Below are 14,325 nucleotides of genomic sequence, written 5' to 3'. Positions count from 1 at the left end.
GCGGCGGCCGGTGGCCTTCTTGGCCGGTTTACTGGCGGCCGCCCGTTTGGTGGGGGCCTTTTGCGGCGGCGATTTGTGTGTCCGTGGCGCAGGTTCCGGCTTGGTTGGCACCGTCGTGAGCTTTGCCCTGGCCGGCGCGGCTGACTCCTTTTGTTGGCGGCTGATCCGCTGCAACACCAACGCCCCGCCGCCGACAGCCAGCAGCACCGGCCACTCGATCAGGCCGGCCGCGCCGAGCGCACCCAACCCCACCGCAGCGGCCGTCGTCGATTTGCTGCCCTTGCTGATGCCCTGCTGGATGCCCTCCGCGGCGCCCTTGATGCCGCCGACGACACCGTTCACCGCCGCACCCCCGACCGCGCCGGCGGTGGAGGTGGTGACCGACGCCGCACGATTCAGTGTTCGACCCACACTGCGAACCGCTCCGTCGACGACACCCATGTTGACTCCCTGGCCCATATTCGCACTCGCTGCAATTCGCGTTCGCTATGTTCATGTATACCGTGGACCGCACAGTTGAGGGGATCTACGGAATTGTGCTGCAGTTAGCCTACGCCGGGCCGCCGCCTCAGTCGACGCGCACATCGATGAGCACGGGCGCGTGATCGCTGGCCGACTTTCCCTTGCGTTCCTCGCGGACGATCTGCGCGTCGGTCACGCGCGCCGCCAACGCCGGTGAGCCCAGGATGAAGTCGATGCGCATGCCCTGTCTCTTCGGAAACCGCAGCTGGGTGTAGTCCCAGTAGGTGTAGACGCCGGGACCCGGCGCGAAAGGGCGTACCACGTCGGTGAATTGCGCTTCGACGACGGCGTTGAACGCGCGGCGCTCCGGTGCGGAGACATGCGTGGCGCCGGCAAAGAACTCCATGCTCCACACGTCGTCGTCCTGCGGAGCGATGTTCCAGTCGCCGGCCAGCGCGATCGCGGCGGCGGGATCGTCACGCAACCAGCCCGCCGCCGAATCACGCAGGGCGGCAAGCCAATCGAGTTTGTAGGCGTAATGTGGGTCGCCCAGGGCCCGGCCGTTGGGAACGTAGAGGCTCCACAACCGCACGCCGCCGCAGGTGGCGGCCAGGGCGCGGGCTTCCGCGGTGGCGGCGACCTCCGGCTTGCTGCTCCAGGTCGGCTGGCCGTCGAATCCGATCTGCACATCGTCGATACCGACGCGTGAGGCGATCGCCACGCCGTTCCACTGATTGAAACCGACATGGGCGACCTCGTAGCCGAGTTCAAAGAACGGCAGGGTCGGGAACTGGCTGTCGGAACACTTGGTCTCCTGCATGGCCAGCACGTCGACGTCGGCGCGGGCCAGCCAGTCGAGGACGCGGGGGAGTCGGGAGCGGATCGAATTCACGTTCCAGGTGGCAAGCCGCAGGCGCGGCGATCGCAAGGGCGGCGAAGCCGGGCGCAGCGGGTCGCCGCCATCGACCAGGTCGCCGTCATCAACCGCATCGGGCATGAGATCAGACGGTATCTCAGGTGTCGCGGCGGACCGGGAAGTAGCGGCGGTGGTGGTGCAGCCGAAAACCCAGCCATCCGGTGTTGGCATCGGTATCGGGGACAGCCACGTAGCCACGCGTTGCGCCGCGACCGGCGCCCCACGCCAACAGGGCTTCGCACAGGGCGGTCACGGCGGGATCGTCGGTGCCGCGTATCGCGGACAACCCCACCCAGCGGGTGCCGTCGGGCGCCTCGGTCACCGCGGCGCGTGCGGCCGCTGCGCCCGGGTGGGCGCCGAACATGAGCTCGCCGTCGCTGACCGCGGTGAGCACGTCAACGTCGGTATCGTGGCCGAATGTCTGGAGCCAGGCGTCGTGCGGGCGCGCCGAGAGGGTGACGGACGGGTCGGGTTCGCCCGCTGCCATATCGGTCACGTCGCGCACCAGGACGCTTTCGGGGTGTTCACCCGTCGAACCGGTTGGCACGGGCAACAAGCGGTCGGGGATGGCCAGTCGCGGTGTCAGGCCGCGGTGCTCGTACCAGGCCACGATCGCGGGAATCGTACTGAGACGAGCCGACATATCCAGCGGCACAGCCGAATTGGCGGGAAGCCCGGTCCCCTTGCTGGTTGGGCGGCCGGCCCGCAGCAGCCAGCCCTCCAGCCAGGTGTGTTCGACGCCGGGCCAGGCCTTGGCCGCCGCATGCTCGAGCGCCCGGATATCCGAGGTGCGTACCGGCGCGAAGGTCAGCACCCGCACCACGACGACGTCGGCGGGCGAACATTCGACGACCGCACCGGTTTTCGTCTGCAGCCGCACCACCGGCTCGACCGCCAGCAGGTGTCCGACCGCGTCGGTCAGCGGCGGTACCGATCCGTCCGGTCGCCGGTAGCGCACCATGACCCGGGTTCCCAGGGCCGGCCAGAAGATCATGAGTGACCGAAGGGGTCCGGTCCCTCGCCGGGCATCCAGGAGAGGCCGGGAACACCCCAGTTGTTGGATTTGACGGCCCGTTTCGCGCTGCGGGCGTGCCGCCCGACGAGGCGATCCAGATACAGGAAGCCGTCCAGGTGCCCCGTCTCGTGTTGCAGCATCCGGGCGAACAGGTCGTTGCCCTCGAGGGTGAGCGGCGTGCCGTCGGCGTCGAGCCCGGTGACCCGCGCCCATTTGGCCCGGCCGGTGGGGAACGATTCGCCGGGAACCGACAGGCACCCCTCGTCGTCGTGATCCGGGTCGGGCATGGTCTCGGGGATTTCGGAGGTTTCCAGCACCGGATTGACGACGACGCCGCGCCGGCGCTCGGTGCGCCCACGGTCGTCGGCGCAGTCGTAGACGAAGACCCGCAACCCGACCCCGATTTGGTTGGCCGCCAGGCCGACCCCGTGCGCGGCGTCCATGGTGTCGTACAGGTCGGTGATCAACTCGGGCAGATCCGCCGGCAGCGAACCGTCGGCAGCGACCGGCACCGGTTTCGTCGGGGTATGCAGGACGGGATCCCCCACAATGCGGATCGGAACGACTGCCATGGTCGGCTAAGCTACCGCACGCCGGTGGGCTGCTCGGCCGGCGATCTGGCGGTGGGCAATTCGGCCAATCGGCCGACTCGCGGGTCTGGATGACGGCTTGAGGGTTTGGGGCGTGTTTCAATATTCGCCGAAACACGCCCTTAGCTAAGTCAAGTCATTCGAGCAGTTCGGAATTCGCCGAAAGGGTCCAGGGGAAGCGATATGGACAGCGCCATGGCGCGGGCAAATCGATCGGGGGACGATTCTGAGATCGCAGATGGACTTACCCGCCGCGAGCACGACATCCTGGCCTTCGAACGCCAGTGGTGGAAGTTCGCCGGTGTGAAGGAAGATGCCATCAAAGAGTTGTTCTCGATGTCGGCGACGCGGTACTACCAGGTGCTCAACGCGCTCGTTGACCGGCCTGAGGCGCTGGCGGCCGACCCGATGCTGGTGAAACGGCTGCGACGGCTGCGCGCCAGCAGGCAGAAGGCACGCGCGGCGCGGCGTCTCGGCTTCGAGGTGACCTGACTCGTTACAGTAGGGCTCGATGAAAGAACGAGTTCCCGACTCCACCGGGCTGCCCTTGCGGGCCATGGTGATGGTGCTGTTGTTCCTCGGCGTCATTTTCCTGCTGCTCGGTTGGCAGGCCCTGGGTTCTTCCGGGAGCTCTGACGACGATTCGGCATCGCCGGTACCGAGCGCGAGCGCCACCACGTCGGCCACGTCGACGAGCAACAAGCCGACGGGCGCCCAGGCCGAGGTGCAGGTGTACAACATCTCCTCGAAAGAGGGTGTCGCCGCGCGCACCAGAGACCAGCTGACGTCCGCCGGCTTCAAGGTCACCAAGGTCGACAACATGGCCGTGCCCGACGTCTCGGCCACCACGGTGTACTACACCGATGCCGACGATGAGCGCGCCACCGCCGACGCCGTGGGCAAGAGTCTGGGCGCGCCCGTCGAACCGCGGATTCCCGCGCTGAGCGGAGAGCCGCCGGGTGTCATCGTCCTCGTCGCGGGCTGACTGAGCGCCGGATTTGATCGCCCGGCTCCTCCGCGAGCCGTTCCGGCTCGCATCGTCACCGAGCTAGGCTGCTGGCTATGCCTAAGCTGCATCCTTTGGTCCTGGCCGGTTGCGTCGCGCTGCTGGGCGCCTGCGCGGCGCCCGAGCACGTCGCGTCGTCCCCGGGTACCACGCCCTCGGTGTGGACCGGGTCGCCGTCGCCGTCGGGCGCCAAAGGCGCGGAGGCGGGGCCCGCGGAGGTGCCGAGCCTCACCACGCACCTGAAGGCGCCGGATGGCACCCAGGTCGCGATCGCGAAATTCGAGTTCAACAACGGCTATGCCACCGTCACCATCGAGACGACCGCTAACGGTGTGCTGACACCCGGCTTTCACGGGGTGCACGTCCACAAGGTGGGCAAGTGTGAGCCCAACTCGGTCGCCCCGACCGGTGGCGCGCCGGGCGATTTCCTGTCCGCGGGTGGCCACTTCCGGGTGCCCGGATACGCCGGCATGCCCGCCAGCGGTGACCTCACGTCCCTGCAGGTACGCAAGGACGGCTCGGGAACGTTGGTGACCACCACGGACGCATTCGCCATGGAGGACCTGCTCACCGGGCAGAAGACCGCGATCATCATTCATGCCGGCGCGGACAACTTCGCCAACATCCCGCCGGAGCGCTATAGCCAGACCAACGGAACACCGGGCCCCGACGAGACGACGATGAGTACCGGTGACGCCGGCAAGCGGGTGGCATGCGGTGTCATCGGTTCCGGCTAAAAGCGCCTTCAAACGCAGTGAAGCGCGCATCGATTTCGCCCGTTCGTCGCGGCCGACCATCGGGGTGGAGTGGGAGTTCGCGCTCGTCGACGCCCAGACCCGCGACCTGAGCAACGAGGCCACCGCGGTGATCGCCGAGATCGGCGAAAACCCGCGTGTGCACAAGGAATTGCTGCGCAACACCGTCGAAGTGGTCACCGGCATCTGCCATTCCACGGGCGAGGCGATGGAGGATCTGCGGCAGACCCTGGGACCCGCGCGTCGCATCGTGCGGGATCGGGGCATGGAGCTCTTCTGTGCCGGCGCACATCCGTTCGCGCAGTGGACCACCCAGAAGCTCACCGACGCCCCGCGCTATGCCGAACTGATCAAGCGCACCCAGTGGTGGGGACGGCAGATGCTGATCTGGGGCGTGCACGTGCACGTCGGGATTTCCTCGCCCAACAAGGTGATGCCGATCATGACGTCGCTGCTGAACTATTACCCGCACCTGCTGGCGCTGTCGGCGTCCTCACCGTGGTGGACCGGCGTGGACACCGGGTACGCCAGCAACCGGGCGATGATGTTTCAGCAGCTGCCCACCGCCGGGTTGCCGTTCCAGTTCCAGACCTGGGCGGAGTTCGAGGGGTTCGTCTACGACCAGAAGAAGACCGGCATCATCGACCATGTCAACGAAGTGCGTTGGGACATCAGGCCTTCGCCGCACCTGGGCACGCTCGAGATGCGGGTCTGCGACGGCGTGTCCAACCTGCGGGAGCTGGGCGCGCTGGTCGCGTTGACGCATTGCCTGGTGGTCGATTTGGATCGCAGGCTGGAAGCCGACGAGTCATTGCCCAGCATGCCGCCGTGGCACAACCAGGAGAACAAGTGGCGCGCGGCCCGCTACGGCCTGGACGCGGTGATCATCTTGGACGCCGACAGCAACGAGCGTTTGGTCACCGAGGATCTCGATGACGTGCTGACCCGGCTGGAGCCGGTCGCGAAGAAGTTGAATTGCGTCGACGAGCTGGCCGCGGTGGCCGAGATACCCAGGCGGGGCGCGTCATACCAGCGTCAGCGCCGGGTGGCCGAGGAACACGACGGCGACCTGCGCGCGGTCGTCGACGCCCTGGTGTCCGAGCTGGAAATCTGATGGAACCCCTTGAGCTGGCGATGTTTCCGCTCGAGTCGGCGCTGTTGCCCGACCAGGACCTGCCGTTGCGGATCTTCGAGCCCCGCTACGGCGCGCTGGTGCGGCACTGCCTGGACACCGGCGACCCGTTCGGGGTGGTGCTGATCTCACGCGGGCGCGAGGTGGGCGGTGGTGATTCGCGTTGCGACGTCGGAGTGATGTCGCGGATCATCGAATGCGACGACCAGGGCGCCGGCCGGTACGCACTGCACTGCCGCACCGGGGAACGGATCCGGGTGCACGAATGGCTCCCCGACGATCCCTATCCACGGGCGCGGGTCGCGCCGTGGCCCGACGAGCCGGGGGGCGAGGTCTCCGCGGCCCAGCTGGTCGACGTCGAAGACCGCGCGGTGGCTCTGTTCGAGCGGATCGCGCAGGCCGGCGGGATCACGCTGCCCGGTCGCGAGGTGCTGCTGGGCCCTTACCACGACGGCCCGATCGGGGACCGCCTGTTCGCCTTGGCCTCTCGCATCCCGATCGGTACGGCCGACCGCTACACGGTGCTGGCGGCGCCGACGGCCGCCGAGCGCATCGTGGCGCTGCGCGAAGCCGTGGACGCGGTCGCCGAGGTGGTCGAGTTTCAGCTGTCCGAATAGCACTGCGCGACGGGAGTTTACGATGAAAGTTCACCTTCAGGTGGACGGTTCACCGGCTGGCTCGGCGGCAAGCGCCGCCGAGATCGCCGCGACGGGTGCGGATGGCCTGTTCACGTTCGAGGGCCAGCACGATGTCTTCTTCCCGTTGCTCATCGCGGCCGGTGCGACCGGCGTGGACCTGATGACGAACGTGGCGATCGCCCCGCCGCGCAGCCCCCTGCACCTGGCGCACTCCGCCTACGACCTGCAGCTCTACAGCGGTGGGCGGTTCCGGCTCGGACTCGGCTCACAGATCAAGGTCCACATCGAAAAGCGTTATGGCAGTATGTGGGACAGGCCGGCCGCACGGATGGCCGAGGCTATCGCGGCGATCAAAGCCATCTTCGCGGCGTGGGAAGGCCACGGCCGCTTGGACTTTCGCGGTGACTTCTACACGCACACCGTGATGGCCCCCAACTTCAACCCCGGGCCCAACCCGTTCGGGCCGCCGCCGGTGCTCCTGGGGGCGCTGGGGCCGGTGATGACCCGCACCGCCGCCGAAGTCGCCGACGGCCTTTTGGTGATGCCGTTCAACAGCGCCCGCCACTTCGCCGAACGCACCGTGCCCGCAATCGGTGAGGGACTGCGCCGTTCGGGGCGGGCATTCGGTGAGTTCACCATCATCGCCCAGGCCATGGTCGCCGTCGGCCGCGACGAGGCCGAGCTGGCCGCCGCGGTCAACGGGGTGGCATCCCTCATCGCGTTTTACGGCTCGACGCCTGCCTACCTGCCCGTGCTGCAGGTCGAGGGCTGGGCCGACGTCCACCCCGAGCTCAACGCGCTGTCCAAGCAGGGCCGCTTCGCCGAGATGCGCCGGCTGATCAGCGACGAGATGGTGGCCCGGATCGGGATCGTGGGGACGCCCGAGCAGTGCGCACAGCAGATCGCCGCCCGGTTCGGCGAGCACGCCGATGAGGTGTGCTGTTACTTCCCCGGTTACACGCCGAGCGGCGCCGAGGTCGCCGACCTGATCGGCGCCCTGCACCGGGTACCGGCCGTACCATGAGCGAACACCTGACGGTCGAAATCGACTCGGGCGTGGCGGTACTCACGCTCAATCGGCCCGAGCACCTCAACGCCTACACCGCCGAGATGGGCACGCTGCTGAGCCGGGCATACCGGGACTGCGACGAGGACGACGACGTGCGGGCAATCGTGGTGACCGGCGCGGGACACGCCTTTTGCGTCGGCGCGGACTTCTCCGGCGACGCCAGCCCGTTCGAGGCGCCCGCCGATGACGGCACGTTCTCGGCGTCACCGATCACCCCGGCCGCTTTTGAATTGCGTAAACCGGTGATCGCCGCGGTCAACGGGCACGCCATCGGGGTCGGCCTGACGATCGCGTTGCAGGCGGACATCCGCATCGTCGCCGGGGACGCCAAATACGGTGTGGTGCAGGTACGCCGGGGTGTGATCCCCGACTGCATGTCGCACTGGACGCTGACCCAGCTGACCACGCTGGGGGTGGCCGCCGACATCCTGCTCACCGGGCGGACGTTCGGCGGGGCCGAGGCCGTGACGCTCGGCATCGCCAGTCGGGCCCTGCCCGCCGAGCGGGTGCGCGACCACGCGCTGACCGTGGCCCGCGACATCGCGGTCAACGTGGCGCCGATGTCCGCGGCACTGTGTAAACGCCTGCTGTGGGACAGCGCGATCAATCACTACACACCGCGGCAGGTCGCCGCGCTGGAGACCTCGTTGCACGAGCGGGTGATGGGCGGCGCCGACGCCGGCGAGGGCGTCGCCGCGTTCCTCGATCGCCGGCCGCCGAACTTCACCGCGCGGCTATCCCACGATTGGACGCCGCTTCCCGAGCCGTGAGCGCCTCGGTCTCGAGCCCGCCGCGGGCGCTGCGGTCCATCAGCCGTGGGGCCACGATCCGATGCAGCGGCCCGACCAGCGCCCACACCGTCCGGGCGGCCAGTTGCTGGCGATAGTGCAGGCGGGTGGTGAGGACGGCGCGCCGACCGTCCAGGCGTCGCAGCGTCAGCTCGCCGCGCATCAGCGCGCCGGACGTCGCCAGCACCAGCTCGTCGGGAGCCGAACGAACGATCCGCCAGCCGATGAGGTGATCGGGAGAGCGGGCCGGGCCCAGGCGCAATCGCAGCACGTGACGGTGGATCCACCCGACGAGGTTTCCGCGGGTGCCCGGTTTGTCGCCCAGCCCGTCGCGAAAGGTTTGCTCGGCGGTGCGCGCGTCACCGGCGGCGAGGGGCACCTCGAAGATGTCCGCGTAGTCGGCGGCGGCCTCGCCGGTCTGCCTCCGTTCGGCAAGGACCGACGCCGCAACGCGTTTCAGCGTCCGTCGCACGACGACGCGGTGCGCGCCGGTGCCGATGACGAGCGCCCGGTAGGCCTTGCCATGGAGGCCCGGGAAGGCCGCCCAGGTGGCCGCACGCAGCCGGGTGCCGGCGGTGGCGTCGAGGTCGTCCAGCTCGAACACCCACCGATAGGCCGCGAACCAGTGGCGGCCCTTCAGCGCGAAGCGCGCCGGCGCGCGGCATTCGTCCAGGACGAACCCGACCGGCACGGTCGACGGGTCGCGCGGGTCGCGGCACATCACTCTCAGCAGCGCCGACCACGTGTCTGCGCGGTTCGCGTCGATGGTTATGGCATGCTCATCGATATAGGGTAACCGTTCCATATAGAAGGACTGTACTAAATCATGGCGCCTCCGCGGAAGCATGAAACCGATGTGATCCTCGACGCCGCCCGGGCGCTGGTGCTCGACGGCGGTCCGCGCGGGGCCAGCGTGGCCGCTATCGCGAAAACCAGTGGCGCACCGGCGGGCACGCTGTATCACCGGTTCGGCAACCGCGACGGCATCCTGACCTCGGCCTGGCTGCGCGCGCTGGAACGCTTCCAGGCGCGGGCGCTGGCCGCCGACGGCGACACCCCGGCGGACACCGCCGTGGCGATGGCCGTGGCGGCCGTCGGCTTCGCGCGCGCCCTGCCCGACGATGCCCGGCTGCTGTTGACGATCCGGCCCGGCGACCTGCTCGACGACGAACCCGACGCCGCCTTCCGGCGCACCCTCGCCGCGATGAACGCTCCGCTGACCGAGCGGATCGCGGTGTTGGCCCGGCAGCTGTACGGGAACGCCAGGCCGCGAAGTGTCGACGCCGTCGCGCGGGCGGTCGCCGACCTGCCCTATGCCGTGGTGCGGCGCCACGCCCACGACGACCCGATGCCGTCCTGGCTCGAAAAGGACGTCGCGGCCTCTTCGTTGGCCGTATTACAAAGCTTTGGCGAACGCGCGTAGCGACTCGACCTGCGCGGGATCCAAAGAGGGGCGCACGGTTTCGCGCGCCGCCGCGAGATCGGCCGCCGTCACGTCGGTGGCGTCGATGGATCGGCGCATGGCCGTCAGCGCGGCCTCCCGCAGCAGCGCCACGCAGTCCGCGGCGCTGTAGCCGTCGAGCTCGGACGCCACCTCGTCGAGGTCCACGTCGGCGCTTAGCGGCACCGATTTTCCCGCGGTGCGCAGGATTTCGCGGCGGGCCGCGGCATCGGGAGGTTCGACGAAGACCAGCCGCTCCAGCCGGCCCGGGCGCAGCAGGGCGGGGTCGATGAGATCCGGCCGGTTGGTGGCGCCCAGGACGACGACGTCACGCAGCGGATCGACGCCGTCGAGCTCGGTCAGCAGCGCGGCCACCACCCGGTCGGTGACGCCCGAGTCGAAGCTCTGCCCGCGCCGGGGTGCCAGCGCGTCCACCTCGTCGAGGAAGACCAGCGAGGGCGCCGAATCCCGGGCGCGCCGGAACAGTTCGCGCACAGCCTTTTCCGAGCTGCCCACCCACTTGTCCATCAGCTCGGAACCCTTGACGGCGTGCACGGACAGCTGACCGGTGCTGGCCAGCGCGCGCACGACGAACGTCTTGCCGCACCCGGGCGGCCCGTACAGCAGCACCCCGCGGGGCGGGTCGACGCCCAGCCGGGCGAAGGTGTCGGGATGCTGCAGCGGCCACAACACGGCCTCGGTCAGGGCTTGCCTGGCCTCGGCCATGTCGCCGACGTCATCGAGCGTGATGTCACCGACGCTCACTTCCTCACTGGCCGAGCGGGACAGCGGCCTGATGACCGTCAGCGCACCGATGAGGTCCTGCTGGTTCAGCGTGGGGGGCCGACCGTCGGTGCTGGCCCGCGACGCGGCCCGCAGCGCCGCCTCGCGCACCAGGGCGGCCAGATCGGCGACGACGAAACCCGGTGTGCGTGAGGAGATCTCGTCCAGCGCAAGCTCGCCAGTGGGGACGTTTCTGAGCAGCGACTCCAGCAGTGCCTTGCGGGTGGCGGCGTCGGGAAGCGGCAGGCCCAGCTGGCGGTCACACAGATCGGGGGCCCGCAGCCGGGCATCGAGCTGATCGGGTCGCGCGGAGGTGGCGATCAACGCGACGCCCTCGGCGGCCACCGCGGTACGCAGCTCACCCAGGATCAACGAGGCCACCGGCTCGACGGTGGCCGGCAGCAGGGCGTCGACGTCGGTGATCAGCAACACGCCACCGCCGTCGCGCACCGTCTGCACCGCCGAAGCCACCGCCTTAAGCCGGTCTTCGGCGCCCAGCGCACCGACCTCGGGGCCGTCCAGCGTGACCAGCCGGCGGTCGCCGCACACCGCGCGCACCAAGGTCACCTTGCCCACGCCGGCCGGGCCCGACACCAGCACGCCGAGGTTGGTGCCGGCGCCCAGGGACTTGAGCAGGTGCGGTTCGTCGAGCGCGAGCTTGAGCCATTCGACGAGCTTGGCGGCCTGCGGCTGGGTGCCCTTGAGTTCCTCGACGACCATCTCCGGCCGGGCGATTTCGACCGATATCCGCGACGACGCCGCGGCCCCGGATGCGACACCGGTGCCCCAGGTGACCAGCGAGTTGGGCTGCACGCTGACCGGACCCTCGGGATCCACGCCGGTCACGGTCAGCAGCTCCGAGGTCCAGCTGATGCCCACCGCGGTGGCCAGCGTGCGGGTGGCCTCTGAGGTGGAGGTGCCCGGTCCGAGGTCGCGGGGCAGCAGCGACACGGCGTCGCCCACCATGAGGACCTTGCCGAGCAGGGCCTGTCGCAGCGTGACCGGGGTGACCGACTGGGTGGCCAGCGTCGAGCCGGACAGCGTCACCGACCGCGCGCCGTAGACGGTGACCGCACCGACGACCACCGGGGTCCCCTCCCGCAGCCCCGCGTTGGACAGTGTCACGTCGTCGAGCAGCACGGTGCCGACCGGCGTGTCCGGGCCGGACAGTCCCGCGACCGCGGCGGTGGTCCGCGACCCGATCAGCGACACCGCGTCCCATTCCCGAATCCCCAGTGCGGCAACGGCACTCGGATGCAACCGGACGACGCCGCGACGGGAGTCAACGGCCGAGGTGTTCAGCCGAGCCGTCAACGTGAGCTGACGGGCCGCGGGATTGATGGCTCCGCTCCTCAGCGGCCCGGAGCGGCCCGCATCGTCGCCGGAGCCGGCACTCACGGCAAGCGCCTGCCCGGCTTGCGCAGGCCAAGCCGTGCGACCGACCGGCGGTTGGGCTGCGCCCGGCGGATCGCGCGGCGCGTGGCGCGACGCTGCTTGGGTTCGTCGTCCCACGCCTCGGGGTGGGCGGCCAGCCAACGGGAGTTGCGGATGGCGAACGGCACGTGGCACAGGTAGGCGATGATGATCACCCAGATCAGGACGTAGGGCGCCAGCACCGCCGCGGCCGCGCAGATCGCCAAGATCGCCAGCAGCGGCGCGGCCCAACTCGGCGGCACGGCGACCGCGTGCATCTTGCGCATCGGGATCTTGCTGACCATCAGGATCGAGGTCCCGGTGATCCAGATGCACAGGAACAGCGGCGACGTCCACCAGCCGTCACCGAACTGCAGCTTGAGCCCGATGAGACCGATCATCGAGATCGCGCCAGCCGGCGCGGGCATGCCGACGAAGAACTCGTGGGCGTAGGCGGGCTGGCTGCCGTCGTCCTGCAGCGCGTTGAATCGCGCCAGCCGCAACACCACACAGACCGCGTAGAGCAGGATCACCACCCAGCCCGCCGGCGAGTTCGTCAGCAGCGTCACGTAGAGCACGATCGCCGGGGTCACACCGAAGTTCACCGCGTCGGCCAGCGAGTCGATCTCTTCGCCCATCCGCGACTGGGCGTCCAGGATGCGCGCCACCCGACCGTCGAGTCCGTCCAGGATGGCCGCCGCGGCGATCAGCGCCATCGCCGCCTTGGGCTGGTGCTCGAGGGCGAACCGGATCGAGGTCAATCCCGCGCAAACCGAGAGCACCGTCATCGCGCTCGGCAGGATCTGCAGGTTGACCGCCCGTCCGCGCGGCTTGCTGATCATGGCAGCTCGGCCAACACGGTCTCGCCGCCGATCGCGCGCTGGCCGACTTTCACCAGCGGTTCGGAGCCCGCCGGCAAGTAGGTGTCGAGCCGCGAGCCGAAGCGGATCAGGCCGTAGGTGTCACCGATCGACAACTGGTCCCCAACGTGTGCGTCGCAGATGATGCGCCGGGCCAGCAGCCCGGCGACCTGCACCGCGACCACGTCCGCCCCGCCTGGGGTGCGGATGTGCAGGCTGGTGCGTTCGTTTTCGGTGCTCGCGGTGGCCAGATCGGCCGAGCCGAAGCGACCCGGCCGGTGCTGCACGGCGATCACCTCGCCGCTGACCGGTGCGCGCTGCACGTGGGCGTCCAGCAGCGAAAGAAAGATGCTGACACGCGGCAGCGCCGCGTCGCCCATGCTCAGTTCGGCGGGCGGCGTGGCGAAGTCGATCACACAGATCTCACCGTCGGCGGGGGCGACGATGGCGCCGGGACGGGTGGGCGGCACCCGTGGGGGGTGACGGAAGAACCCCGCGCAGGCGCCCGCGACCAGCAGGCCCGCCCGTCGCACCCATCGGTGACGGCGGCCGGCCAGGGCCAGCGCCAGCCCGGCGCCGACGAACGGCCGCCCGGCCGGGTGCACCGGCGGAATGGCGGAACGCACCAACTCCAGCGCATGTTGGGGGCTGAAGGCCGGGTCCGAAGCGGTGGGGCCGATAGTGCGGGGGCGTCGTGCCACGCGGCCATCTTACGGAGCCCCCGGTTGATTCGTGGACGCCCACAGAGGGAACGTTCACCATCGACATGCAACCGCACAGTGCTGATCGGTGGGCGACACCGGTGCGTCACGCGAAACGTGGTGTCACCGCCGCATTCATCGCGCACGGTTTGGTGTTCTCGTCGTGGGCCGCCCACATTCCGCGCGTCAAGGCCGAGCTGGGCCTCTCCGACGCGGCGCTGGGGGCGGCGCTGTTCGGCGCGCCGCTGGGATCGGTCGTGGCGACGTTGCTCAGCCACTGGGCGCTGCGCCGGTGGGGCAGCCACCGGCTGATCCCGGTCATGGTCGCCGGCTACGCGGCCGCGGGGACGACGGTGGGCCTGGCCCGGTCCGGGCCCGCGCTGTTCGGTGCGCTGGCGTTGTGGGGGGCGTTCCAGGGGGCGCTGGATATCGCGATGAACACCCAGGCGGCGACGGTCGAGCGGGCCACCCGGGCGCCGATCATGGCGCGTTTTCACGGCATGTGGAGCGTCGGGACGTTGGTGGGGGCCGTGATCGGTGCGGCGTGCGTCGGCGCGGGCATCGGCCTGGCCGCTCAGCTGACGGTCCTCGGGGCGGTCGTGTTGGTCGTGGTGGGAACGCTCACCCGTCGTCTGATCCCCGATGCGGCCGCCGGCGCCGCGGCGTCGGGCCCGGCCCGGGGCGAGCGAACCTGGATGACGCCGACGGTGGCGATCCTGGCCGCGGTCTCGTTCGCGTCGTTTCTGTGCGAAGGCG

At 69.7% G+C, this 14,325-nt stretch carries 17 protein-coding genes; 9 read left to right on the top strand and 8 right to left on the bottom strand.

What is annotated here, in order from left to right; genetic code table 11:
• The 4 genes from Q0W90_RS17955 to Q0W90_RS17940 all read right to left on the bottom strand — a co-directional run.
• Positions 1 to 441: hypothetical protein (locus Q0W90_RS17955; protein WP_297775526.1), on the bottom strand; the 441-nt coding region annotated here is incomplete at its 3' end.
• Positions 442 to 568: 127 nt separating this feature from the next.
• Complete coding sequence (locus Q0W90_RS17950; RefSeq protein WP_297596766.1) at positions 569 to 1,375, bottom strand: exodeoxyribonuclease III; 807 nt, start codon at positions 1,373 to 1,375, stop codon at positions 569 to 571.
• Positions 1,376 to 1,475: 100 nt separating this feature from the next.
• Complete coding sequence (locus Q0W90_RS17945) at positions 1,476 to 2,372, bottom strand: GNAT family N-acetyltransferase (RefSeq protein ID WP_297775524.1); 897 nt, start codon at positions 2,370 to 2,372, stop codon at positions 1,476 to 1,478.
• Positions 2,369 to 2,965 (bottom strand): peptide deformylase, encoded by a 597-nt coding sequence (locus Q0W90_RS17940; protein WP_297596748.1) that lies wholly within the window; start codon positions 2,963 to 2,965, stop codon positions 2,369 to 2,371. Before Q0W90_RS17940 ends, Q0W90_RS17945 begins: the two co-directional genes overlap by 4 nt.
• A 201-nt stretch (positions 2,966 to 3,166) precedes the next feature.
• Between Q0W90_RS17940 and Q0W90_RS17935 the strand changes: the two genes are divergently transcribed.
• From Q0W90_RS17935 to Q0W90_RS17905, 7 genes are all read left to right on the top strand, one after another.
• Positions 3,167 to 3,475, top strand: a complete 309-nt coding sequence (locus Q0W90_RS17935; RefSeq protein ID WP_007768412.1) for a DUF3263 domain-containing protein — start codon at positions 3,167 to 3,169, stop codon at positions 3,473 to 3,475.
• Positions 3,476 to 3,494: 19 nt separating this feature from the next.
• Positions 3,495 to 3,968 (top strand): LytR C-terminal domain-containing protein, encoded by a 474-nt coding sequence (locus Q0W90_RS17930; protein WP_297596736.1) that lies wholly within the window; start codon positions 3,495 to 3,497, stop codon positions 3,966 to 3,968.
• A gap of 77 nt (positions 3,969 to 4,045) precedes the next feature.
• The gene (locus Q0W90_RS17925; RefSeq protein WP_297596734.1) at positions 4,046 to 4,726 is read left to right on the top strand and encodes a superoxide dismutase family protein; all 681 of its coding nucleotides are present in this window, start codon (positions 4,046 to 4,048) and stop codon (positions 4,724 to 4,726) included.
• Entirely contained in the window at positions 4,707 to 5,858 is a 1,152-nt protein-coding gene (locus tag Q0W90_RS17920) for a glutamate--cysteine ligase (protein WP_297596764.1), read from the top strand. The genes Q0W90_RS17925 and Q0W90_RS17920 overlap by 20 nt, the downstream gene beginning before the upstream one ends.
• The gene (locus Q0W90_RS17915; RefSeq protein ID WP_297596762.1) at positions 5,855 to 6,493 is read left to right on the top strand and encodes an LON peptidase substrate-binding domain-containing protein; all 639 of its coding nucleotides are present in this window, start codon (positions 5,855 to 5,857) and stop codon (positions 6,491 to 6,493) included. Before Q0W90_RS17920 ends, Q0W90_RS17915 begins: the two co-directional genes overlap by 4 nt.
• Positions 6,494 to 6,515: 22 nt before the next feature.
• Complete coding sequence (locus tag Q0W90_RS17910) at positions 6,516 to 7,538, top strand: TIGR03617 family F420-dependent LLM class oxidoreductase (protein WP_297596732.1); 1,023 nt, start codon at positions 6,516 to 6,518, stop codon at positions 7,536 to 7,538.
• The gene (locus Q0W90_RS17905) at positions 7,535 to 8,353 is read left to right on the top strand and encodes an enoyl-CoA hydratase-related protein (protein ID WP_297775522.1); all 819 of its coding nucleotides are present in this window, start codon (positions 7,535 to 7,537) and stop codon (positions 8,351 to 8,353) included. Before Q0W90_RS17910 ends, Q0W90_RS17905 begins: the two co-directional genes overlap by 4 nt.
• On the opposite strand, the gene Q0W90_RS17900 is transcribed toward Q0W90_RS17905, so the two are convergent.
• Positions 8,307 to 9,176, bottom strand: coding sequence for a DUF2867 domain-containing protein (locus tag Q0W90_RS17900; RefSeq protein ID WP_297775521.1), 870 nt, complete (start codon positions 9,174 to 9,176; stop codon positions 8,307 to 8,309). The genes Q0W90_RS17905 and Q0W90_RS17900 overlap by 47 nt on opposite strands.
• A gap of 21 nt (positions 9,177 to 9,197) precedes the next feature.
• Here Q0W90_RS17900 and Q0W90_RS17895 point away from each other — a divergent pair, with 21 nt between their 5' ends.
• The gene (locus Q0W90_RS17895; protein ID WP_297775519.1) at positions 9,198 to 9,794 is read left to right on the top strand and encodes a TetR/AcrR family transcriptional regulator; all 597 of its coding nucleotides are present in this window, start codon (positions 9,198 to 9,200) and stop codon (positions 9,792 to 9,794) included.
• Here Q0W90_RS17895 and Q0W90_RS17890 read toward each other — a convergent pair.
• From Q0W90_RS17890 to Q0W90_RS17880, 3 genes are read right to left on the bottom strand one after another with little or no spacing between them, the layout of a single operon-like run.
• Entirely contained in the window at positions 9,768 to 11,936 is a 2,169-nt protein-coding gene (locus tag Q0W90_RS17890) for an AAA family ATPase (RefSeq protein ID WP_297775529.1), read from the bottom strand. The two genes, Q0W90_RS17895 and Q0W90_RS17890, sit on opposite strands and share 27 nt — an antisense overlap.
• 53 nt (positions 11,937 to 11,989) lie before the next feature.
• Positions 11,990 to 12,850 (bottom strand): CDP-diacylglycerol--serine O-phosphatidyltransferase, encoded by an 861-nt coding sequence (pssA, locus tag Q0W90_RS17885; RefSeq protein ID WP_297596724.1) that lies wholly within the window; start codon positions 12,848 to 12,850, stop codon positions 11,990 to 11,992.
• Complete coding sequence (locus tag Q0W90_RS17880) at positions 12,847 to 13,569, bottom strand: phosphatidylserine decarboxylase (protein WP_297699029.1); 723 nt, start codon at positions 13,567 to 13,569, stop codon at positions 12,847 to 12,849. Before Q0W90_RS17880 ends, pssA begins: the two co-directional genes overlap by 4 nt.
• A gap of 65 nt (positions 13,570 to 13,634) precedes the next feature.
• On the opposite strand from Q0W90_RS17880, the gene Q0W90_RS17875 reads away from it, so the two are divergent.
• Positions 13,635 to 14,325: MFS transporter (locus tag Q0W90_RS17875; RefSeq protein ID WP_366895392.1), on the top strand; the 691-nt coding region annotated here is incomplete at its 3' end.

The organism is Mycobacterium sp., from assembly GCF_025933915.1.
Taxonomy (GTDB): Bacteria; Actinomycetota; Actinomycetes; order Mycobacteriales; family Mycobacteriaceae; genus Mycobacterium.
The sequence above is the reverse complement of the archived record's forward strand: the minus strand, read 5'-3'. Positions and strand labels throughout refer to the sequence as shown.